Origin of the sequence: Marisediminitalea aggregata, from assembly GCF_900129565.1 — a bacterium.
GTDB classification, from domain to species: Bacteria; Pseudomonadota; Gammaproteobacteria; order Enterobacterales; family Alteromonadaceae; genus Alteromonas; species Alteromonas aggregata.
Genome location: NZ_FQWD01000006.1, coordinates 190954 through 212904 on the forward strand (window position 1 = coordinate 190954; position 21951 = coordinate 212904).

The 21951-nt window shown below is 48.6% G+C and carries 23 protein-coding genes; 13 read left to right on the top strand and 10 right to left on the bottom strand.

What is annotated here, in order from left to right:
• Positions 1-56 precede the first annotated feature (56 nt).
• A complete protein-coding gene (gene add, locus BUB81_RS17460; protein ID WP_073324634.1) occupies positions 57-1055 on the bottom strand; it encodes an adenosine deaminase in 999 nt (332 codons plus the stop codon).
• 19 nt (positions 1056-1074) lie between these two features.
• The gene (locus tag BUB81_RS17465) at positions 1075-1707 is read right to left on the bottom strand and encodes a response regulator transcription factor (RefSeq protein ID WP_073324635.1); all 633 of its coding nucleotides are present in this window, start codon (positions 1705-1707) and stop codon (positions 1075-1077) included.
• A gap of 169 nt (positions 1708-1876) precedes the next feature.
• On the opposite strand from BUB81_RS17465, the gene cmoA reads away from it, so the two are divergent.
• The 11 genes from cmoA to BUB81_RS17525 all read left to right on the top strand — a co-directional run bounded on the left by cmoA (position 1877) and on the right by BUB81_RS17525 (position 13023).
• Positions 1877-2605, top strand: coding sequence for a carboxy-S-adenosyl-L-methionine synthase CmoA (gene cmoA / locus BUB81_RS17470; RefSeq protein ID WP_073324848.1), 729 nt, complete (start codon positions 1877-1879; stop codon positions 2603-2605).
• 9 nt (positions 2606-2614) lie between these two features.
• A complete protein-coding gene (cmoB, locus tag BUB81_RS17475) occupies positions 2615-3592 on the top strand; it encodes a tRNA 5-methoxyuridine(34)/uridine 5-oxyacetic acid(34) synthase CmoB (RefSeq protein WP_073324636.1) in 978 nt (325 codons plus the stop codon).
• A gap of 283 nt (positions 3593-3875) precedes the next feature.
• On the top strand, positions 3876-4763 hold the full coding sequence (locus tag BUB81_RS17485) for a kinase (protein ID WP_073324638.1): 888 nt from the start codon (positions 3876-3878) through the stop codon (positions 4761-4763).
• Positions 4760-5584: an HAD-IIB family hydrolase gene (locus tag BUB81_RS17490; RefSeq protein ID WP_073324639.1), complete on the top strand. Its 825-nt coding sequence runs from the start codon at positions 4760-4762 to the stop codon at positions 5582-5584. The genes BUB81_RS17485 and BUB81_RS17490 overlap by 4 nt, the downstream gene beginning before the upstream one ends.
• Positions 5585-5592: 8 nt before the next feature.
• Entirely contained in the window at positions 5593-6816 is a 1224-nt protein-coding gene (locus BUB81_RS17495) for a glycosyltransferase family protein (protein WP_073324640.1), read from the top strand.
• A 3-nt stretch (positions 6817-6819) separates the two neighbouring features.
• Positions 6820-8601: a sugar phosphorylase gene (locus BUB81_RS17500; RefSeq protein ID WP_073324641.1), complete on the top strand. Its 1782-nt coding sequence runs from the start codon at positions 6820-6822 to the stop codon at positions 8599-8601.
• 114 nt (positions 8602-8715) lie between these two features.
• Positions 8716-9957: a molybdopterin molybdotransferase MoeA gene (gene moeA, locus BUB81_RS17505; protein ID WP_073324642.1), complete on the top strand. Its 1242-nt coding sequence runs from the start codon at positions 8716-8718 to the stop codon at positions 9955-9957.
• 2 nt (positions 9958-9959) lie between these two features.
• Positions 9960-11312: an MATE family efflux transporter gene (locus BUB81_RS17510; protein WP_073324643.1), complete on the top strand. Its 1353-nt coding sequence runs from the start codon at positions 9960-9962 to the stop codon at positions 11310-11312.
• Positions 11313-11324: 12 nt separating this feature from the next.
• A complete protein-coding gene (locus tag BUB81_RS17515; protein ID WP_073324644.1) occupies positions 11325-11678 on the top strand; it encodes a Fis family transcriptional regulator in 354 nt (117 codons plus the stop codon).
• A gap of 120 nt (positions 11679-11798) precedes the next feature.
• Positions 11799-12401 carry a methyltransferase family protein gene (locus BUB81_RS17520; protein WP_073324645.1) on the top strand — a complete coding sequence of 201 codons (603 nt, stop codon included), beginning with the start codon at positions 11799-11801 and terminating at the stop codon, positions 12399-12401.
• Between the two features lies 1 nt (position 12402).
• Positions 12403-13023, top strand: a complete 621-nt coding sequence (locus tag BUB81_RS17525) for a MarC family protein (protein ID WP_073324646.1) — start codon at positions 12403-12405, stop codon at positions 13021-13023.
• On the opposite strand, the gene BUB81_RS17530 is transcribed toward BUB81_RS17525, so the two are convergent.
• The 5 genes from BUB81_RS17530 to BUB81_RS17550 form a co-directional block, all read right to left on the bottom strand.
• Entirely contained in the window at positions 13017-13778 is a 762-nt protein-coding gene (locus BUB81_RS17530) for a rhomboid family intramembrane serine protease (protein WP_084526688.1), read from the bottom strand. The genes BUB81_RS17525 and BUB81_RS17530 overlap by 7 nt on opposite strands.
• Positions 13779-13809: 31 nt before the next feature.
• On the bottom strand, positions 13810-14412 hold the full coding sequence (locus BUB81_RS17535) for a nucleotidyltransferase family protein (RefSeq protein WP_073324648.1): 603 nt from the start codon (positions 14410-14412) through the stop codon (positions 13810-13812).
• Positions 14399-15541 carry an RDD family protein gene (locus tag BUB81_RS21860; protein WP_084526691.1) on the bottom strand — a complete coding sequence of 381 codons (1143 nt, stop codon included), beginning with the start codon at positions 15539-15541 and terminating at the stop codon, positions 14399-14401. The genes BUB81_RS17535 and BUB81_RS21860 overlap by 14 nt, the downstream gene beginning before the upstream one ends.
• A gap of 145 nt (positions 15542-15686) precedes the next feature.
• Complete coding sequence (locus BUB81_RS17545) at positions 15687-16865, bottom strand: vWA domain-containing protein (protein WP_073324649.1); 1179 nt, start codon at positions 16863-16865, stop codon at positions 15687-15689.
• Positions 16865-17701 carry an AAA family ATPase gene (locus BUB81_RS17550; RefSeq protein WP_073324650.1) on the bottom strand — a complete coding sequence of 279 codons (837 nt, stop codon included), beginning with the start codon at positions 17699-17701 and terminating at the stop codon, positions 16865-16867. The genes BUB81_RS17545 and BUB81_RS17550 overlap by 1 nt, the downstream gene beginning before the upstream one ends.
• A gap of 192 nt (positions 17702-17893) precedes the next feature.
• On the opposite strand from BUB81_RS17550, the gene cysK reads away from it, so the two are divergent.
• Together cysK and BUB81_RS17560 are read left to right on the top strand one after the other, a co-directional pair.
• Complete coding sequence (cysK, locus tag BUB81_RS17555; protein ID WP_073324651.1) at positions 17894-18859, top strand: cysteine synthase A; 966 nt, start codon at positions 17894-17896, stop codon at positions 18857-18859.
• A gap of 125 nt (positions 18860-18984) precedes the next feature.
• On the top strand, positions 18985-19437 hold the full coding sequence (locus BUB81_RS17560) for a hypothetical protein (protein ID WP_073324652.1): 453 nt from the start codon (positions 18985-18987) through the stop codon (positions 19435-19437).
• Between the two features lie 27 nt (positions 19438-19464).
• On the opposite strand, the gene BUB81_RS17565 is transcribed toward BUB81_RS17560, so the two are convergent.
• Genes BUB81_RS17565 through BUB81_RS17575 form a run of 3 tightly spaced genes read right to left on the bottom strand, consistent with a single transcriptional unit; the run spans position 19465 to position 21872 of the window.
• A complete protein-coding gene (locus BUB81_RS17565; RefSeq protein WP_084526692.1) occupies positions 19465-20307 on the bottom strand; it encodes a DUF1444 family protein in 843 nt (280 codons plus the stop codon).
• Positions 20308-20319: 12 nt separating this feature from the next.
• Positions 20320-21390 carry a sel1 repeat family protein gene (locus BUB81_RS17570; RefSeq protein WP_073324653.1) on the bottom strand — a complete coding sequence of 357 codons (1071 nt, stop codon included), beginning with the start codon at positions 21388-21390 and terminating at the stop codon, positions 20320-20322.
• A complete protein-coding gene (locus BUB81_RS17575; protein WP_175555831.1) occupies positions 21387-21872 on the bottom strand; it encodes a cupin domain-containing protein in 486 nt (161 codons plus the stop codon). The genes BUB81_RS17570 and BUB81_RS17575 overlap by 4 nt, the downstream gene beginning before the upstream one ends.
• Positions 21873-21951 lie beyond the last annotated feature (79 nt).

Sequence of the window (21951 nt, forward strand, 5' to 3'; positions counted from 1 at the left end):
AAGCCAAATGGCTTCCTTTTTGTTTATTCAGGACTAAAAACCGCTAACAACATACCTTAGCGGCTTGCTGCTTTTTCGAATAATTGCTGTTTATCGGTATCAGATAAAAACGCTTGTTCTACCGCGTTTCGTTGAACAGCGTCTAACTCGTTTTGCGACAAATTTATCACAGATGCGGCTACACGATATTCGTGCGCTAAATCAATCGCTGACACGCCAGGATCATCGGTATTTAATGTCACAGCCAGGCCGGCATCCAAAAACGTCTTCATAGGATGATTAGCAGTATCGGTTACTGTAGCGGTCTGATAATTAGAAGTGGGACAGGCTTCAATACCTACAGCGTGCTCTGCCAGATAAGCCATGAGTTTGTCATCGTGACGGGCTGCAACGCCATGCCCAATGCGTTGGGCACCCAGTAATTCAATGGCATTCCAGATGCTTTGTGGTCCATCAGCTTCTCCAGCATGCACGGTGATGTGCCAGCCTGCATCCCTCGCCTGCTTGAAGTGTTCAACAAAAAGCGGCGCGGGAAAACCCAGTTCATCGCCGGCTAAATCCAGCGCGGTAATATCGGATTTGTGTGCGATAAGCCCGGCTAATTCCAGCGAGCAGGCGTCGGTACCGAATGTTCGGCTGAGAATACCTATAAGGTTAACTTTAACACCGAAATCACGCTCACCGTCCTTACAGCCTTGAACAACGGCTTCTACTACATCGGCAATATGCAGTTGGTGCGCTTGCGCCATATAGTAAGGCGAAAATCGCAACTCAACGTAGTCGAGCCCCTCGCGATGGGCATCTTCTACATTTTCGTAAGCGATGCGATGGCAAGCGTCGGTATTGGCTAATACTGAAACGCCGCAATCCAGCTTGGCAAGAAAAGCTAATAGGTCACTGGTTTTATCCTGAATCTGACAAAACGGAATAAGGCCTTCAGCCGAAGAAGCGGGTAACGAAAGTTGGTGGAGTTGTGCCAGCTCCCAGATGGTTGCCGGTCGGATGTTGCCATCCAGATGCCGATGAAGATCTACTTTAGGTATGCGTGGGTTCATCGGCACCTCGAGTGGAAAATTAATTGATTTGCAGTTTGTCCATCAGCAGTACCGCCTGGGTACGAGTGTTAATATCCAGTTTCTTCAACGCAGCGCTGATATGTGCCTTAACCGTTGCTTCTGTCACGTTCATTTCATGTGCGATTTGTTTGTTCATCATACCTGAACGCACATAACGCAACACCAGTAACTGCTTTGGCGTCAGTTCCTTAAACCGCTCCAACATATCGTTCATATTACTGCTGTGGTCTGTTAGTTTCTCCGCAATGTCCGCTGGCAACCATTGCTCTCCACCAAGCACGATATCAATTGCTTCAGCAATAGTACGTGTTGGGGTTGATTTTGGCACATAACCCGACGCCCCTAAGGCCATTGATTGAGAAATCACATCAATGTCATCGTTAGCAGATACCATCACAATCGGTAATTCCGGGAGCTTTTCTTTCGCATTGGCCAGTGTGTCGAACCAGTTAGATCCTGGCATAGACAAATCCAACAGCAATAAGTCAACGTTATCATTGCGCTGTAAAATGTCGAACAGCGCCTCGGTTGTCTCAGCTTCCAATACCTCTAACCCATCGAACAAAGGGGTGAGTGCCGCGGACAGTGCTTCCCGAAATAACGGGTGGTCATCAGCAATAACAAATCGCATCTATAAAGGCCTCAAATCGCTTTCTACTGCATATTTAGCATAGGGTAATACTAAAGATTAACATAATGAAGTAAAGAATTGGATTCTTGGTGATTTTTTTCGTTTTTTGCTTGGTTTTCTGTGGTGGCAGAGTAAAATTGCCGGCCGTAATTCGAGCATTGGAGAAAAAGTGGCCAATAAAGACAATATTTTTGCTACGCCCCGTGAGCACGTTAGCGATTTTTGTTTTGATGACGCGGTAGCTGAGGTATTTCCGGATATGATCAACCGGTCAGTGCCCGGTTATCAAACCATCATTGATACCATTGGTGAACTTGGGCAGGCTTACGTAACCCCTCAATCCAATGTGTTTGACCTTGGCTGCTCACTGGGGGCCGCATCACTGTCGGTTGCGCGACGCTGTCCGCCAGACCAGTGCCAGATTTATGCTATAGACAGCTCGGAGGCCATGGTAAAACGCTGCCAGCGCGTCGTAGACGCCTTTAATCTACCTAACCAAATAGCGGTGTCGGAAGGTTATGCACAGTCTGTTGAGATTCAAAATGCATCTATGGTGATTATGAATTTCACACTGCAGTTTATCGCACCCGATGAACGAAAAGCCCTGTTAAAAACCATTTATGACGGCCTGAACCCCGGTGGTATTTTTGTGCTGTCTGAAAAGGTGAAACACGAACAGGACTCAGGTAACCACCTGATTAATAACCTGCACCTCAACTTCAAACGCAACAATGGCTACAGTGAACTGGAAATAAGTCAAAAGCGTGCGGCACTTGAAAACGTTATGCTGATTGATAGTTTCTCAACCCATGAAAGCCGTTTACGCGAAATCGGCTTTTCCGATGTGGTGATGTGGTACAAGTGCTACAATTTTATGTCTCTAGTGGCAATTAAGTAAGGTAAATCAATGAGTGCACACGCTTTGTTTTCCGCGGCTTATCAGGATTTACTACAAGGTCCGCTGGCCCACTGGCTAAATACCCTGCCCCAACAAATGGACGACTGGTATCGCAACGCGTTGCACGGTGAGTTCAAGAAGTGGCAAAAGCTGGTTGATAAGTTACCTGCCATAGAGGCTGATAATATTGACCTGTTAAACAGCGTCACAGTAAACAGCAATGCCCCGGTGTCTGAATATCAACAGAAACACATTGAAGGTTTACTGAAACAATTTATGCCCTGGCGAAAAGGCCCGTTCCATATCCATGGCATTCATATCGACACCGAATGGCGTTCAGACTGGAAGTGGGATCGGGTAAAGCCCCATATTGCGCCGCTGGCAGGGAAACAGGTGCTGGATGTTGGCTGTGGAAGTGGTTATCACCTGTGGCGTATGCGCGGAGAAGGCGCAGCTAATGTTTACGGCATTGACCCCACACAGCTGTTCCTTATTCAGTTTCTGGCGACTAAACACTTCATTGGCGACGCGCCAGTACACTTGTTACCTCTGGGTATTGAACAAATGCAGCCGCTAAAGGCGTTTGATACAGTGTTTTCCATGGGTGTACTATATCACCGCAAAGATCCCATGTTGTTTCTGCAACAATTGAAGGACCAGCTCAAGCCAGGCGGGCAATTAGTATTGGAAACCCTGGTTGTCGACGGTGATGAGAACACGGTACTGATGGCCGGAGAACGTTATGCGCAAATGCGTAACGTGTGGTTCCTGCCGAGTTGCGAGGCGTTAAAAGTATGGTTGACGCGCCTTGGATTCGTCGACTGTAAAACCGTCGATGTCAGTGTTACGTCTATTGAAGAGCAGCGTGCCACACCCTGGATGACAAACCACTCTCTGGTCGACTTTCTCGACTCCAATGATCACAGTAAAACTATCGAAGGTTATCCTGCCCCTACTCGCGCCGTGATCACAGCAACAAAGAGGTAAATCCTTAAAGCGGCCTGTGCCAACAAAAACTGGCCGCTTTGTTGTAAATTTTACACAGCCCACACATGTCGATGTGGCTTTTATTCTGTGGCGCGACAAGCAATTCGACAAATATTTCTTCACCAACCACTGCAAACGACCAATTTTTGTGCAACACTGGCATTTGGCTCATTATTCATCGCTGTACGATCGGGTTTTATCTAACTTTGGCACAGATGTTGTAGGCATCATTGACTAATCACCTTAGAAACTGTGCTATCAGCTCATAAAATAAGGCAGCGCCATGGATATTTCTTTATTTCTTGAAGAACATCAGCTCCCGGAAAGCTACAAAGACATCGCACAAAAATGGTTCATTCCATTAGCTGAGGATTTAGCAGAGCACCAAATTGGTGCAAAGAGTCCATATTTCGTTGGCATCAACGGCTGCCAGGGGTCTGGAAAATCAACGCTGTGTGACTTCTTAGTGTATTACCTTTCACAGCATAAAAACCTGAAAGTCGTGTCTCTGTCGATGGATGATTTCTATCTGGACCAGTCCAGCCGCAATGCGTTGGCGGTAAAAGTTCACCCATTGCTGGCTACCCGCGGCGTGCCTGGTACCCACGACACAAGGCTGGCTTTAAAAACGTACGAACAGCTTGGTCTTTACGGCACGGCCTCCATCCCTCGATTCAACAAAGCAATTGATAATCCTTTTCCCGTTACAGAATGGCCTGTGGTGAATACCCCGGTTGACATTGTATTGATGGAAGGATGGTGCTGGGGTGTTATGCCACAAGCCGAGGCGGCTCTTTCGGTGCCAGTGAACACCCTAGAGAAAGAAGAAGATTCATTGGGCATCTGGCGCCGTTTTGTTAATCGTCAGCTCGCTAATCACTACGTACCACTGTATGCCCGAATGCAAAGCTGGGTTATGTTAAAAGCGCCGTCGTTTGATCAGGTGTATCAATGGCGTACAGAGCAAGAGCACAAATTAGCCGCCCGTGTTGGCAGCGACCATCCCGGTATTATGTCAGACCAACAGATAGCGCGTTTTATACAGCATTATCAGCGCTTAACTGAGCATGGATTAGCCACTTTGCCGGCAAAATGTGATTATGTGTTTCACCTGGATGCACAGCGCCAAATACAACAAGTAGAACAAAAACGAGAAAAGGTAGTTGAATGAAACAGTCAGACACTGTGATTTTTACCGACATGGACGGCACGTTGCTCGATCACCATACGTACAGTTTTGCCGCCGCCGTCCCCACGTTGGATAAGTTAAAAACGCAGGGCACGCCCGTGATCCCGAACACCAGTAAAACGTTTCTGGAAATGGTTGAGCTGCGCGAAAAAATAGGTCTGAAAGGCCCGTTTATTATTGAAAATGGTGCCGCTGCATTTATTCCCCACGGCTTTTTTGAGCAAAAGCCTGCGGGTACTACCTGGCAGGACGGCTTTTGGTGTAAGTCGTTTATATCGTCCAAAGGTTACTGGCTAAAACTACTTGAGTTAGTAAAAGCCGATTTTGCAGCTGAATTCACACATTTCAGCGAAATGTCGGTTCAGGAAATAATGGACGCAACTGGTTTGAGCGAAGAAGACGCGCAACTGGCTGCGAAACGTCAATATGGCGAACCCGTGCTTTGGCTTGGCACAAAAGACAGGAAACAAGCGTTTTTACAAGCCGTGAAAGAACGCGGTGCCACACCGCTTGAAGGTGGCAGATTTATTCACATTTCTGGTGAGTGTACCAAAGGTAAAGCCCTGCGCTGGTTTATGGAGGAATATCGTCGTCAAACCGCAACCGATGTCACGTCAGTGGCACTGGGCGACGGCAAAAACGACATTGCGATGATGGAAGCGGCGGATATTGCAGTACGCATTGCCTCTCCCACCCATCAGCCTCCTGCCCTCAATAAAAAAGATAATGTTTATACCAGCACCTTACTCGGCCCTGAAGGCTGGACAGAAATGCTCACACAATTGCTTTCATTGAAAGATTAGGAGGACACATGGCCGATTTTTATCAAAACGGTGTAGTTACCACGTTACACAACCTGGCAAGCCGCTCAACAGAAGCGCTTGAAGCAGAGTTGCTGCGATTCTCGCAAAAGCGTCCGATGGCACTGATTCTGCCTTCACTGTTTTCAGAACTGGAAGGGCCAGCGCTATCCCATATCGTCGACGAACTGGTAGATGTACCTTATTTGTCGGAAATTGTAATCGGTCTGGATCGCGCAGATGCCGATCAGTACCGTCACGCACAGGGCTTTTTTAAACGCCTGCCACAACATCACCGTATTTTATGGAACGACGGCCCCCGCTTAAAAGCCATCGACGAAGAGTTGCAGGCCCTTGATCTTGCGCCAAAAGAGCTCGGTAAAGGCCGAAACGTTTGGTACTGCATGGGGTATATTCTGGCGTCGAATAAAGCTGAATCGGTTGCCTTGCACGACTGCGACATTGTTACTTACAAGCGCGACCTGTTGGCTCGCCTTATTTACCCGGTCGCTAACCCTCAGTTTAACTATGAGTTCTGTAAAGGCTACTACGCACGTGTTGCCGATGGCAAAATCAACGGCCGTGTATCGCGCCTGTTAGTTACCCCACTGCTACGCGCATTAAAACGCACACTGGGTGATAACGAATACATTGAGTTTATGGACAGCTTCCGCTATCCACTTGCCGGTGAATTTTCGTTCCGCCGTGACGTGTTGAATGACATTCGCATCCCCAGTGACTGGGGCCTGGAAATCGGCGTATTGTCTGAAATGCATCGCAACTATTCTCACAACCGCTTGTGTCAGGCTGATATCGCCGATGCCTACGATCACAAACACCAGGACCTGTCGCTCAACAACGAACAAGGCGGGTTGTCTAAGATGTCTATCGACATCACTAAAGCGGTATTCAGAAAACTGGCCACACAAGGCTTTTCGTTTAGCAACGAGATGTTCCGTTCTATTAAAGCCACGTATTTCCGAATCGCGCTGGACTTTATTGAGACCTATCACAACGATGCGGTAATGAACGGCTTAACGCTGGATATCCACAGCGAAGAGAAAGCCGTAGAAATGTTTGCCAGCAATATCATGAAAGCCGGCCAACACTTCCTGGAAAACCCCATGGAAACCCCGTTTATTCCAAGCTGGAACCGGGTAACCAGTGCGGTACCGGATATTCTGGATCGTTTACTGGAGGCCGTTGAAGCAGATACTGAAGAGTTCAGAGGGTAGCCAATGACGAAACACTGGGATTACTTACACGAAAAAATCAGTCACCACCTGCAGTTTATTTATGCGGATGTGGTGACAGATATCCCAATGGGTGAGCTGGCTACTCAGCTTATGAACACCATTGGGTTAAATAACGAAGAAGACATTCAGATCCCTGCGCCACACCAGAATTACTGGGATGAACAGGATATTGTAATGATCACTTACGGCGACAGTGTGATGAATCAGCACGAATCGCCGTTGTTTACCTTGTATCGCTTTTTACATACCTACTGTAAAAGTACCATCAACAAGGTGCATATCTTACCGTTTTACCCGTTTAGCTCGGACGACGGCTTTTCGGTAATTAACTATTCCAGTGTTAACGAAGGGCTTGGCACCTGGTCAGACATACACCGTATCGCGGCCGATTATGGTTTGATGTTTGATTTAGTGATCAACCACTGCTCGTCACGCAGTGTCTGGTTCGACAACTTTATTAAGGGCGAGGGTCCCGGGAGTGATTTTTTCATGACCGCAGACCCGTCTGATGATCTGTCTGAAGTGACCCGACCGCGCACCAGCCCCCTGTTGCGAGAAACCGAAACCGCCAACGGTACGCAACATGTCTGGTGTACGTTCAGTCATGATCAGGTGGATTTTGACTTCAGAAACCCCAAGGTATTGTTGACCTTTATCCAAATCATCAAACATTACATCGACAATGGTGCCAAGCTGTTTCGTTTAGATGCCGTGGCTTTCCTATGGAAAATTATCGGCACTAAATGCATCAACCTGCCGCAGACCCACGAAGTGATTCGTCTGATGCGCACGCTCATTGAGCACGTTGATCCCAGTATTATTATTATTACTGAAACTAACATCCCTAACCGTGAGAACCTCACCTATTTTGGTAATGCCAACGAAGCACATGCGATATATAACTTCTCGCTTCCGCCTCTGTTAGTTAACACCATGGTGAGCGGCGATTGTACTTATCTGAAAAACTGGATGATGAGCATGCCACCGGCGCAAAACGGCACGACGTATTTTAACTTTATTGCCTCACACGATGGCATTGGGTTACGACCGGCAGAAGGGTTACTGAGTGATGATGAACTGGGTACGTTAGTGCAGGCTATGCAAAATTTTGGCGGGCGTATTTCGTGGCGTTCTTCTGAAAATGGTCAGCAGAAGCCTTATGAGATCAACATAACCTTGTTTGATGCCATGCAAGGCACAGTAAAAGGCCCCGACAAGTATCAGATCGACCGCTTCTTGTGCGCGCATGCCATTATGCTGGGTATGGAAGGTATTCCAGGCCTGTATATTCACAGCCTGCTGGGCACGTCAAACGATTACGAAAAAGTCGCGAATACCGGACAAAATCGTTCAATAAACCGCAAGCGCTGGGAATACAGCGAACTCGAGACATTGCTCGACTCGCCCTACTCTCAGCACCACAAGGTGCTAACCCGTTTGTCGCAGTTGATCCGCATTCGTAAAGCCCAGGAAGCGTTCCACCCGAATGCTACGCAGTTTACGTTGCAGTTAGGCAACAAACTGTTTGGTTATTGGCGTCAAAGTCTGAATCGCAGACAGAGCATTTTCTGTATCAGTAACGTTACCGATGAGGAACAGTCAATTCTGTTGTCAGATATTAATCTGATTGGTACCGACAACTGGATTGATCTTATCAGTCGTGAACAGGTTGAAGATGTGCTCGGCTTTATGCAGCTCAAACCTTACCAGACCGTGTGGTTGAGCAACATGGATTACGAAGAATACCGCAAAGCCAATAATTAATACTTGCAGCGGCAAACAAAGGGCTGTCGGCCTTCTTGTTTGCCGCTATTCTGTTCCCCACAGTCTGAACATTGGTGTTATACTGCGCGCCTCATTGAATTGTAAGACATTCTCATGGCTGCGAATCCCTGGTTACCCCTACAAGATGCAATTAATCTACTGCTTTCTTCTGCACCATTACCGGCAGAATCGGTTAGCGTGCCCCTTCTGGAAGCACTGAACCGGGTAGCCAGCCAGGACGTCTTTGCCCCGGTCAACGTTCCGCCCTGTGATAACTCCGCCATGGACGGTTATGTGATGCATGCGGATGACGCACAGATGGGCAAGCAACTCCCTGTTGTGGCACGTATTTTCGCCGGTGACTCCAAAGACTACGCGATAGCACGGGGTGAATGTGCCCGCATCATGACCGGCGCTCCAATTCCAGCCATGTGCAATGCGGTGGTTATGCAGGAAGACGTCACTGCTCAGGATGATCAAATCACCCTAAACGAAACCGTCGGCGCTGGGGCCAACATCCGTCCGGTCGGTACCGATATCGTCTCCGGTGACTGCATCATTAAGGCCGGTTCGCGATTAACGCCGGCTCACCTCACTTTACTCAGCTCGTTAGGCCTCGCAAAAGTGTCAGTGTACCCCTCTATCACGGTTGGTTTACTGGCCACGGGAGACGAGCTGAAAGCTGCGGGCGAACCGTTGGCTAAAGGGCAAATTTACGAGTCTAATCGCATTGGCGTTGCAGCGTTATTGCACCAATGTCAGGTTACCTTGATCGATTACGGCATAGTGCCGGATCATCCGCCAACCATTCGCGAAACCCTGGAAACGGCAGCACAGCAATGTGATCTGGTCATTTCCAGCGGTGGTGTTTCAGTGGGAGACGCGGACTTTATCAAGGATATTTTGGCAGAGCTGGGGGATGTGGCCTTTTGGAAAGTAGCCATTAAGCCGGGTAAGCCGTTTGCGTTCGGACATATCAACAATGCCTTGTTTTGCGGACTCCCCGGAAATCCGGTATCGGCTTATGTGACCACAGAACAACTGGTTTTCCCGCTGATTCGACAGCTACAGGGTGAACAAGTCTGTGCCCATTCACATCGTCAACACATCCCCGCGGTGTTATCGACGTCCATAAAACGCCGTCCCGGACGACTCGATTTCCAGCGAGCAACATTTCACGTAGATGCAGACAATAAGGTCGTGGTTACCCCGCACGCTAAACAAAGCTCGGGCGTGATGACTGGCATCGTTCAGGCCAACTGTTACATGCTGATACCAGCAGACGTGAGTGAATTACAGGCGGGTGACAGCATTATGATCCAACCATTTAGCATTTGGGAAAACACATCGGCATGAGTATGATTTCCCGGCGCACTGCGTTAGAAAGTCAGCGCCTGATTAAACTTGCATGGCCCCTGCTGATTGCGCAAATTACCCAAATGCTGATGGGTGTAAGTGACACTATAATCGCGGGTCGATACAGCGCCGTCGACATGGCAGCCGTGGCTCTGGGATTCAGCATTACCATTCCTGTAATGAGCTTCATACAAGGTATTGCCCTGGCGATTCCACCTCTGGTATCACGACTACATGGCGCAAAAGCACTCCATCAGGTCGCTAACACCACGCAACAAGCCGGTTATCTGTTAATACTCATCAGTGTATTGCCTTTTACCGCTGCCTTTTTCGCGTCTGACATTGTGTCGGTTTTTCCTATGGATGCAAACCTGGCAGCCATCACAGCGGATTACGTACGCTATGTGTACTGGTCTTTCCCGGCATTTGCGCTGTACCAGTGGTCTCGCAACTACTGTGAAGCGCTCGGGCATACCAAACCCAGTATGATCATTACCGTCATTGGCCTGGTCGTGAATATTGCTGGTAACTTTTTGTTTGTTTATGGCGGCTGGGGCATTCCGGCATTCGGCGGTGCGGGCTGTGGAATAGCGACAGCGTTGGTTTTTGTTGCCATGAGCATTGCCACCCTGATTTACATTCGCGTTGCGCCGAGACTGCAATCCTTCAAGCTGTTTACACAATGGTATGCTCCCAATTTTGGGGAAATCAAATCTACCTTGATATTCGGCTTGCCGATAGCCATGACCATTCTGTTTGAAGTTACCCTGTTTGCGGTTATTGCCTTATTACTCGCGCCGTTTGGCGCCAATGTGGTCGCCGCCCATCAGATTGCGCTTAATTTTTCCGCCCTGATGTTCATGTTCCCATTGAGCATGGGCATGGCAACCTCCATTCGCGTTGGTTATCGCATAGGGCAGAATCGCCCTCAACAGGCACGCACCGCGGTGAAAAGCGCGTTGTGTATAGGTACTTTTGTTGCCTGCCTGACTGCGTGTTTCACGGTTCTGGCAAAGGGCTTCATTATCGGCTTATATACCAGCAACGAAGAAGTGTTTGCTATTTCCTTCAAACTCTTGCTGTTCGCGGCCATCTTTCAGTTCTCAGATGCCGTGCAGGTTATTTCTGCCAACGCATTGCGCGGTTATAAAGACACCACAGCCATGTTCTACATTACCTTTTGCGCCTACTGGCTCATTGGTTTGCCCGTCGGTGTTATTCTGGGGCGTACAGACTGGGTAACCGCAGCACCGCTTGCCGCAACCGGGTTCTGGCTGGGCATTATTGCCGGCCTCACCAGCGCCGCTATTATGCTGGGGGCCCGTCTGTACTATATTCAACGCAGACTATCCTGAGCGGGTGCTTCGATGAAAAAAACCGTTAAGAAACTCGACAATAATGTTGTAAAAGCGCTGACCCTGGCTTGCGAAACAGCGAAAGACTGGGATATTGGATTTGAGTGGCTTACCCACTCTGCCAGATACGACCACTTTCCGGGAAGTTTAATGGTGACCTGTGTCTTTAATATCGATGCAGAGGTCTCTCAAGCAGAGCAACAAGGAGACGATAAGCGTATGCGCCAGTTGATACAACAGCAATTGCTTAAGGCGGGCATCAGGCTCAAAGACAGCCGACATCATGTGAGGTTTGACAGTGAAGAAAGCTGCCTGCGTGAAGATAACGGAAACTGGCAGCAACGACTAACACGTCTGGTTGGCTAAACACCAACTCTTGCTGGTTACATGCAGTCAGCGCAATGCATAACGGCCTCGGCGTATTTTACTTGCAAAGTAATGATAACGTACCCATAGTACCGAATTAGCAATGTCACGGAGTCATCCATGGAAGATTTTTACGCGTTGCGCGTGTTTTTAGCAGCGTTTTTCACCTTTGTCGCGGTATTTTACACCAGCTTGGTTCTTGTAAAAAACCGCAAGCAAGCCCCTGTTGTGTGCATGGGCGAACGCTTTAGCCAGCACTGGTGGAATCATGTCACGTTCCGGGTGTTTCGGGTCAGCATATGGGCTGTATGTGTGACGAGGCTATTCGAACCGGCTACCGATCAGTATCTTATGCGGTTTAACGCCATAGAGATACCCCAGATCATGTGGGCTGGCGCTGCGTTTATGGTGTTGGGATTTGGTCTGGCCATTGCTGCTAATTTTTCTCTGGGTAAACAATGGCGCAGTGGTGTTGACAGTACCGCAACCCAACAATTGGTAAGTCATGGCCTGTATAACATTAGCCGTAATCCAGCCTATGTGGGCGTTGCTATTGCTCAGGCAGGCTTCTTCATGGCCCTTCCCTCTTTATTTACCCTGGTGTGCTTAGTCGTTGGTTGGCATGCACTTTACACTCAGGTTAAAATTGAAGAGGTAGAACTTTCCTCGCAGTTTTCGAACGACTATCAGCAATACCAACAAAGTGTGCCACGCTGGCTTTGATATGATTGATTATATTCCCGTCCTTATCTATTTTTTCGCCGTTATTGATCCCGTAGGTACCCTACCGGTTTTTATGGCATCCACTGCCCATCATACGGCTAAGCAGCGCAGAAACATTGCGCTGATCGCATTTGCAGCCTCCAGTTTTGTTTTACTGTTTTTTATAGTGGCCGGTGAACTGATTCTGACCGCCATGCATATTCCGCTACCCGCGTTTCAGATTGCAGGTGGCATTGTCTTGTTCTTGTTTGCGCTTTCGATGATTTTTGGTGAAGGTAAGCCGGAGCAGGAACTCAAAATGGCCGATAACGCTCGCGAGACGGCGATATTCCCTATTGCAGTACCTTCCATTGCGAGCCCAGGTGCCATGCTGGCTGCCGTGCTCTTAACCAAGAACAATGTGTACACCATTTGGGAGCAGGCCCAGACCGCAGCAATGATGATGATCGTACTGGTGATCACTCTGATTCTTATGTTGGGCAGCAGTGTGATTATTCGCGTAATTGGCCCAATGGGCGCCAATATCATTAGTCGGGTCATGGGATTTATTCTGGCATCGCTGGCCACGACCAATATTCTGGCTGGCATCACGGATTACTTTGGTATTGTGCTGCCTCAGTGATAGTGCTTGTCGTGACGGTGTGAATACGGATGATCCGAATGCCCTTGAGGTGTATGCCCTTGAAGTGAATGCCCATTGCGATTAACACGCACTTCAGGGGAATCAGGGTGCGGCGTTTGTTGCCATAGGTCGCCAATAACCGGGTCTTCTTCGTCTGTGTGTTCTTCCCAATGATAGCGTTTCACTGCGGGTTTCGGGTCGCGCTTCCAGTACAACACCGCGGCAATCACCCCTCCCAGTGCGCCAAAGAAATGCGCCTCGTAGGAAATCCCCGGGTCTCGTGGGAAAATACTCATGACCATACCGCCGTACATGAAAAAAGCGATCATCATCAACGCTACAGAGCGCTTGTCTTTCCGCAACAAACTCACTGTAAACAAAAAGAAAAACAGGCCGTGACTCACTCCGCTGGCACCAAGGTGAACGGATTCTCTGCCAAATAGCCAGATACCCAGCCCCGACGTCAGCCAAGCCCACAGCAGCACCTTTCCTCGCGAGGACGGGTAACCGTAACGCACCATACTGCCCAACACAATTAACGGCAACGTATTGTTGAACAGGTGTTCATATGAACCGTGTACTAACGGCGAAGTAACAATGCCATACAGCCGGGCGATTTCATGGGGGGCGACACCCAACAGCGACAAATCCCATTTAAACAGGACCCCGGCAGACTGAATCACCCATAATACGGCTACCGCCATGACAACTGGCAAGATAGAGGGAGTAAGTTGATAAGCGTTGTATCGTTTCATTCCCTAGATATAGGGACGTACGACAAAAAGATCAATCCAGCCAGTCGGACGGTGTATCGATGTCCCAACCCGCTTCTTTGAGCGGCACCCGAGTTACCCGTTGATTATTAGTCTGAAACTGATGACGAATTATCTTACCGGCTCCCTGATCGCCAGCCAGGTTATCCAGCAAATAGCGATGTGCCGGGGCAAATATAGCCGGTGCCCCCAGCAAGCCATCATACTGACTCGCAGTAATACAGGTTGGCTTGTAGGCACTACAGAGTGTGGAAATACTATTTGCGGTAATGCCCGCTTGGTCGCCTAGGCCAAGAATTAACGCTTTGTTGTCATCAACGGACTGATTTGCCAGTATCACGCTACTTGCCAGGCCGGTTTCCCATTTCGGATTAAAGAGTATATGAATATCACTGGGCAAATTCGCCCGTATCGCCTCGTGCCAGTGCCCGGTAATTATTGACAGCGCAGTCAGCCCGGCACGCTGGTATTGTCGATACACATGCCATAGCAACGGCAACTGGGAATCGGGGTGAGTGGACAACAGTTTATTGCCACCATAGCGACTAGCCTGACCGCCAGCGAGGATCACTGCATGGAAACCAGTAAGTTCGGGGTTAGCGCTATGCTTGCTCAAGTGGCTCTGCTTCTTCAAGTAACTGGGGAAGAGGAATAGCGCCAACAGGACGATACAACACCAGTGTTTCGGCGATTTTATCCTGAATAGTTTGCCGGTTCGGGTCCCAAAACACCTGAATAAAGCCCAATAGACCGGTGGCAATACCTGCGCCATAGCCACCGTAGCGGCCAAAACTTTCCCACAGGTTAAGTGGACTACCGTCGAGCTTGATCACTTTAATACGCAGCAGCTTTTTGCCAATGGTGTGCCCCCGCCACCAGGCGGTTAATACACTGTAATACAAGGCTGCCCAACCAAACCCTAAACCCAGATCGCGAATGATTCCCTCTACCCATCCAATGATACTTTGTGAGCGCTGGGTATTGTTGTCGTTCCCCAGTCCTAATTTCACAGTTGGCTCTTGTGATGCGTCCTCGTCGGCGGAAACCGAGTCCTCTGATGGCGCATTCGCCGTTTCGCTGTCAGTTTGATTGTATGCATTAAACGCTGAGGTATATAACTCAGTCAGCTCCGACTGGGTTTTCGGGTCAATGTCTTTGTCAGCAAAAAAGGCCTCAAGCTTGCGGTCAAATTCCGCATTCGAAATGCCCGTCTCGGCAATGGCTTCGCCAAAGTCGGAGGCTATCTCTTTGTAGCAGTCTACATTGTCTTCACACGCTCGCCAGGCAAGGTGCTGAGCAAGGCCAATACCGGCTTCCGCCCATTGCTTGGAATTCTCAGGAGAACCGTATTCGGGTATGGGTGTGCTGTTATATGCATCAACAATCCCATAAGTCACCAGGAACAACAGGCATGCCGCCGAAAGCCGCAACATTTTTCTTGCTGTTGTTCGCTTGGTTCCTTTGGCCAGATGGCTGCCCGCCTTAAAAAACGTAACGGCAACAAAACACGCCAACACGAAAGCATGGGCTGAACTCAACATGGCGATAATGGCAATATCAATGATTTGCGCAAGCAAGCGGCGCATGGGTGATGCCAACGGTTGACCGAGCAAGGCGTCGGCGACGCCAAAGGCATAAGGCGTTACGATTTCCCGGGTTTCCTTATTGGATAACGCCTTGTCGTCGGTGTTAGCTGGCTCAGGTGCCGAATTAGGTGCTGGTAGCGGCGCAGATGAATCAGTCATACGTAGCCATCCCTGTCGTATTGATATAATTGATTATTGTACTTTGTTCTAGCGGTTCGCTGTGCTCGGAAGACACATACGGCGGGGCTGGCCCGCCTTATGTGTTATTTATACGCCTTTTTGACAACCAACAACAGCGGCGGCGTTATTTTTTCTGTAACGATTTAATGCCCCGACTCAAGCCATCCAGTGTCAGCGGGAACATCCGGCTCTCCATTAACTCATTAATCAGGCTTACCGACTGATAATAGGGCCAGTAATTTTCAGGCTGCGGATTTAACCAGATACAATGCTGAAAGTGCTGGGTCAGGCGTTGCATCCAGGTTGCGCCTGGTTCTTCATTCCAGTGCTCGACACTGCCACCTGAATAGGCAATCTCATAGGGCCCCATAGTGGCATCACCCACAAAAATCACTTTGTAGTCGCGGCCGTAGCGGTGAATGATATCCCACACATCAATTCGTTCGTTGTCTCGTCTGGCGTTGTCTTTCCACACCGATTCATACACACAGTTGTGAAAATAGTAGTAATCCAGGTGCTTAAATTCGGTGTGCACTGCCGAGAATAATTCCTGAACCCCTTTTACGTAAGCATCCATGGAACCGCCGACGTCGAAGAACATTAGCACCTTTACCGCGTTGTGACGTTCAGGCTGCATATGGATATCCAGCATACCACCCTGCCTGGCTGTGCTGGAAATGGTCTGCTGCATGTCTAATTCTTCACTGGCACCGGTCCGGGCGAACTGGCGTAACTTACGCAGAGCCATTTTAAGGTTACGCGTACCCACTTCAGCATTACTGTCAAAGTTCTTAAATTCCCTTTTATCCCAGACCTTTACGGCAGAAAACTTACGATTTCCATCCTGACCGATACGCACGCCTTCGGGATTGTCGCCATAGGCGCCAAAGGGGCTGGTTCCACCGGTCCCTACCCATTTATTACCGCCAGCGTGACGCTTTTGTTGCTCTTCCAGCCGCTCACGTAAAGTCTTCATTAATTCTTCAAGGCCGCCTTCACGACGCAGTTTTTCGCGCTCTTCTGGTGTCAGGTGTTTTTCGAATTCCTTGCGCAGCCACTCCTCAGGAATGCTGCCACCAAACAAATCGATGGCCTCTACCCCTTCAAAATAAGCAGCAAATGCCCGGTCGAACTTGTCGAACTGGGATTCATCTTTCACCATCACAATGCGGGCTAAATAATAGAACTGTTGCAGGTCGGCATAGACCACCTGCTTTTCCAGCGCTTTTAATAAATCCAGCAGTTCGCGCAACGACGTACTGACCCCGTATTTGCGCAGTGTGAAAAAGAAGTCAACCAACATTAGCGTCGTGCCATAAAGACCAGTTTTTCAAACAGGTGAATATCCTGTTCGTTCTTCAATAACGCACCGTAGAGCGGCGGGATACTGGCTTTGCTGTCGCTGTTTTGCAGAGCCTCGGGGGGAATATCTTCCGCCACTAGTAATTTCAGCCAGTCAATCAGCTCTGAGGTAGAAGGCTTTTTCTTCAGCCCCGGTACCTCTCGAATATTGAAAAATGACGTCAGCGCTTCTTCTAGCAGTCGCTGTTTTATATTCGGGCAATGGACCTGCACAATCTGGCGCATTTCATCGGGTGTCGGGAACTTAATGTAGTGGAAGAAACAACGGCGGAGAAACGCATCCGGCAGCTCTTTTTCGTTGTTTGAGGTGATGATCACTACCGGGCGCTGCGCCGCTTTTACGTATTGCTGAGTCTCATAAACAAAGAATTCCATCTTATCCAGCTCCAGCAACAGGTCATTTGGAAACTCGATGTCAGCCTTGTCGATTTCGTCAATTAACAGTACCGGGCGTTTATCTGCCTCAAACGCCTGCCAGAGTTTGCCTTTTACAATGTAGTTGCTGATGTCGTGCACCCGATCATCGCCCAGTTGAGAATCACGCAGGCGCGACACAGCATCATATTCATACAGGCCCTGCTGTGCCTTCGTTGTGGATTTGATGTGCCACTGGATTAAATCCGTGCCCAGGCTGGTGGCTAATTCTTCTGCCAAACGGGTTTTCCCGGTACCCGGTTCGCCTTTAATTAATAGCGGTCGCTCCAGCGTAATCGCGGCGTTAACCGCAAGCTGCAGGTCGTCACTGGCGATATAATTTTCAGTACCTTTAAAAGCCATGTTTATCCTCGAATCTGTAAACCATTAAAATAACCATAACATATAGCGAAAATCACTTTGCTTTTTTCAGCTTAATAACAATGATATAGGGGTAACCAAAAGAGCTCTTTTGTGCACCAACGACACAAGCTTTGTTCGCAAAGCACTATGTTCTAATATTGTAGAGCTCAGGACAAACAAAAAGGAACAAGCATGCAAGTTTTTGAAGATAATTCACTTTCTATCGGTAATACGCCACTGGTTAAATTAAATCGCGTCACATCGGGAAATGTTTACGCGAAGATCGAATCTCGCAACCCGAGTTTCAGCGTAAAATGCCGTATTGGTGCAAACATGATCTGGGACGCGGAAAAGCGTGGCGTCCTGACTGCCGGTAAAGAGATTGTAGAGCCTACCAGCGGAAACACAGGTATCGCTCTGGCGTTCGTTGCGGCTGCACGTGGTTACAAAATCACCCTGACAATGCCTTCAAGCATGAGCCTGGAGCGCCGTAAATTGCTAAAAGCCCTGGGTGCAAACCTGGTATTAACTGAAGCGCCTAAAGGCATGAAAGGTGCAGTGGCAGCCGCTCAGGAAATCGTTGACGCGAACCCTGACAAGTTTGTTTTGTTACAACAGTTCGAAAACCCGGCTAACCCTGAAATCCACGAGAAAACTACCGGTCCTGAGATTTGGGAAGCGACTGAAGGTAAAGTAGATGCGTTCGTAGCCGGTGTAGGTACGGGTGGTACTATTACCGGTGTTAGCCGTTACATTAAGAATACACAGGGCAAAGCGATTACTTCTGTTGCTGTTGAGCCAACAGATTCACCTGTTATCACGCAGGCAAAAGCCGGTGAAGAATTAACACCTGGACCACACAAGATTCAAGGCATCGGCGCAGGCTTCATTCCGGGCAACCTGGACCTGGATCTGGTTGACGAAGTTGAGCAGGTAACTAACGAAGAGTGTATGGAAATGGCGCATCGCCTGATGGTGGAAGAAGGCATCCTTGCCGGTATCTCTTCAGGTGCGGCTGTTGTTGCTGCCAAGCGTTTTGCTGAGCGTCCAGAGAACAAAGACAAGGTCGTCGTAGTATTACTGGCCAGTGGTACTGAACGTTACCTGTCCAGCCCACTGTTTGCTGGCGCCTTCGGTGAACAGGAAGAAGTACAGTAAACCCATTGCATCACACATGCTAATTACAACGGGGCCATTTGGCCCCGTTGTTCATTCTGGCCCAAAGTTGCCTTTCAAATCTAATCCCTGCTACTCTAATAACAACAATTACAGGTTGATATTCAATGAAAAAATTACTTCATTTGCTGTGTTTAGCCGGCTTGCTAACGTTACTGATTGGCTGTGAAAAAGAAGAACGTATCGGGCGTTACGGAATGCTCGATGAGAATACCCCCGAATACACAGCCGTTATGTTTATTCGCGGTGTTTACAGCGATGACTCGATTGATCGTGCGGTGAGTATCAGTACTGATCGCTTGGCCCGTATTCTTAAGCGCTACCACACAAACAACAATGTTCAGCGACACCTGTTTAACCTGAAATACGATACGGTTGAGGTCACGCCGCAAACAGGCCAGTCAATTGGTAGAAGTGAATATTCAGATAGCGCCGTGGTTACCTTGTTCTTTTCTGGTCAGTACAATGGCGATAAGGTGGAAGACCTGCGTACACTGGAACTGCTGAAAGTGAATGGTCGCTGGAAAGTCGACAAAGTACAGGCAGACCCGTTCCTGTAACGGGCCGCCATTGTGCTGTCTGCACAGCTAAAAATGTTCCCATTTTCCCGATTTAAATACAAAACCACTTTTTGAAATGGGATGGGCAAAACCCTGTTTGTCGAACAGGATTTCCTGAATTGTCGCCAGGCTGACCATATCTTCACTACCGGTAATCAGCACTACGTCTCTGGCAGGCACATAAACCACGATATCCCCTTTCACCGGAAACTGTTGTTTGCTCCATATCCCGTCAAATAACAACATTGACGCCTCGTACATGCCATCAGCCACCAACATCGACAAGGAAGCAGGGTCGCCTTCTAACTGCACATGTTGCAGCACGTTTTGTAAATTGGTTAATGCAGCTTCTCGCAAACTGCTTTGCTCTACGCCCAACTCGACAAGATCGCTTTGTGTCATAAAGCGGATTGACGTGGGTGTATCAAACACGTACACAACAAACAGTTCTTCGTTGAGCGGCTCGTATACCAAACCATTGTCAGCATCGGCCTCTTTCAACATCTCGCCAACCTGCTCAATATAGTTAATGTCTTTAATTACAGGCATCACCTCTGCCAGCGTAAATTCGGCGCTTTCAAGTTCACGGGTTTGGTCAAGACCAGATGCATAAGCCACAATGACAGTGTCGATATTGTCCGGGTCTTTCTGGTATTCAATGTACGCGTTGTCCAAAAAGCTATTCATTGTGCCGCCGTCGGGATAGGCGATAGAGAGTGCCAACGGTTCCTTAATTGTCACTTTTATGTCCGGATACTGTGCTTCTATTACTTTTACGTAATGTGCAGTAAACGCATCCGGGCTCAGTAAATCAGAGGCATAAGTGCACAACGATTGTAAAATAAGCAAAACCAATACAATGTATTTCAAGAGGCGTTCCTGTTAGATATGTAATGACAAAAGACGGTTAACGGTGGCCTGACTGCGTCCGCAGTCGAACGGTGGCAGTTCACGGACATATTGTTGAATTTCACGTAGTTGATCTGGCTGATCATATACCTTTAAAGCAAATAAACTGGCGGCCCTACAACGCTGATAATCATCAACAATCGCAGGCATAATTTCAGCGAACACATTAAAATCATCGGTTTGAAGCAACGCATCACGCACCAAATTGCGCGACATGCCGTAGTCATTAGTGGTATCAAATTCAAAGGCTTTGAGTCTTTCCAGCGCCTCGTCATTTTGTGTAAATAACCAGTTGAGTAAATCAACTTCACTGAGGTTGCAGGCCTGAGGATCGTTCTCGGCATCAACAATTTGCTGCAGCAGGTTATCTGCTTTATCCAACCAGTACTGAATAGGTTCACCGGTTTCAACACCGGTAAATTGCAGTAATGCTAACGAAGCAGCGGAAAATCCGCCAGCACAGCGTGCATAGGTGCCGGTATCGACCACTTCTTTGTGCCAGTAAACAGCCGAGGCTTCGTCCTGCGGCATCGTGCCTACTCCTGACTCGTAGCTGGTGGCCATAATATTCATACACCCTGGATGCGCCAATTCCGCACAACCTAACCAATACTGGTAAGCAAGTTCCTTGTCCTCCAAAATATAAGACGCTACATGGCCTGCCGTGTACAACATGCCACCCTGACCTTTTTCAAGCGACGGGATCAGAGCATCCAGCCTGTCCAGACTGATTTGTATTGCAGACACATCGTAGGGTAAGTCCATTAATTGGGCTTGCTTAATTAGTATCTCTTCGGCGTTCAGGTGTGCATCAAGCAGCATCCGATAGCCTTGGGGTCCAATAGAAAAAGTGTCCAATGCTTCATTTAATACCTGAGCATGGTTTCTTAACACAGCCGTATCAATATCACGTAACGGTGCATTTTCTCGCAGGGCTTTGTTTACATAAGTGTAGGAAGCCCGTGCTTCTTTTACGGTGACGGCATTGGCAGGCACACTAAACAGTGTCACCAACCCCATCAGGCAACTGCTGAATGCTTTCATTTACTCTCTTTTCTCCTGCGCGGATGTTCGATTGCAGCACGATCGACCAGATCCCAGTCGCGATCAGGCTGGCGGTACAAGCGTTTCTGTTTGTCGGGGTAATCAACCACGTCATGAGGTAATCGCTGCCCTACAACAATACACACCAAAGGCTCATCGCCATTATTCAGTAACGTGTGCGCCTCTCCACCAGCCCGGTAGCCTATGAAATCTCCGGCATTTACCTGTGAGGACTGATTACCAATACGAGCCAGCGCCGTTCCCGATAGAATATAAAGGCACTCATCTTCATCGTGATGAACATGGTATTCGGTAGTGTAATCACCAGGAGCGACTGAAATAAGATGAAAGCCGAAGCCAGTAAGGCCGGTAAGATCGCCTAACGACAGATTCTCGCGCTTTGCACTGTCATTAAGGAAGTGGGTTTTGTGCTCGCCGCACAGAGCCTGAATGTCCTGCTTACGCAGCAGATAGCCTTCCATGAGCATTCCATATTCCATTAGCAATACGGTTTTATAGCACCGCAACGAACTTGGTTCAACGAGAAACCTCGTTAGCCAC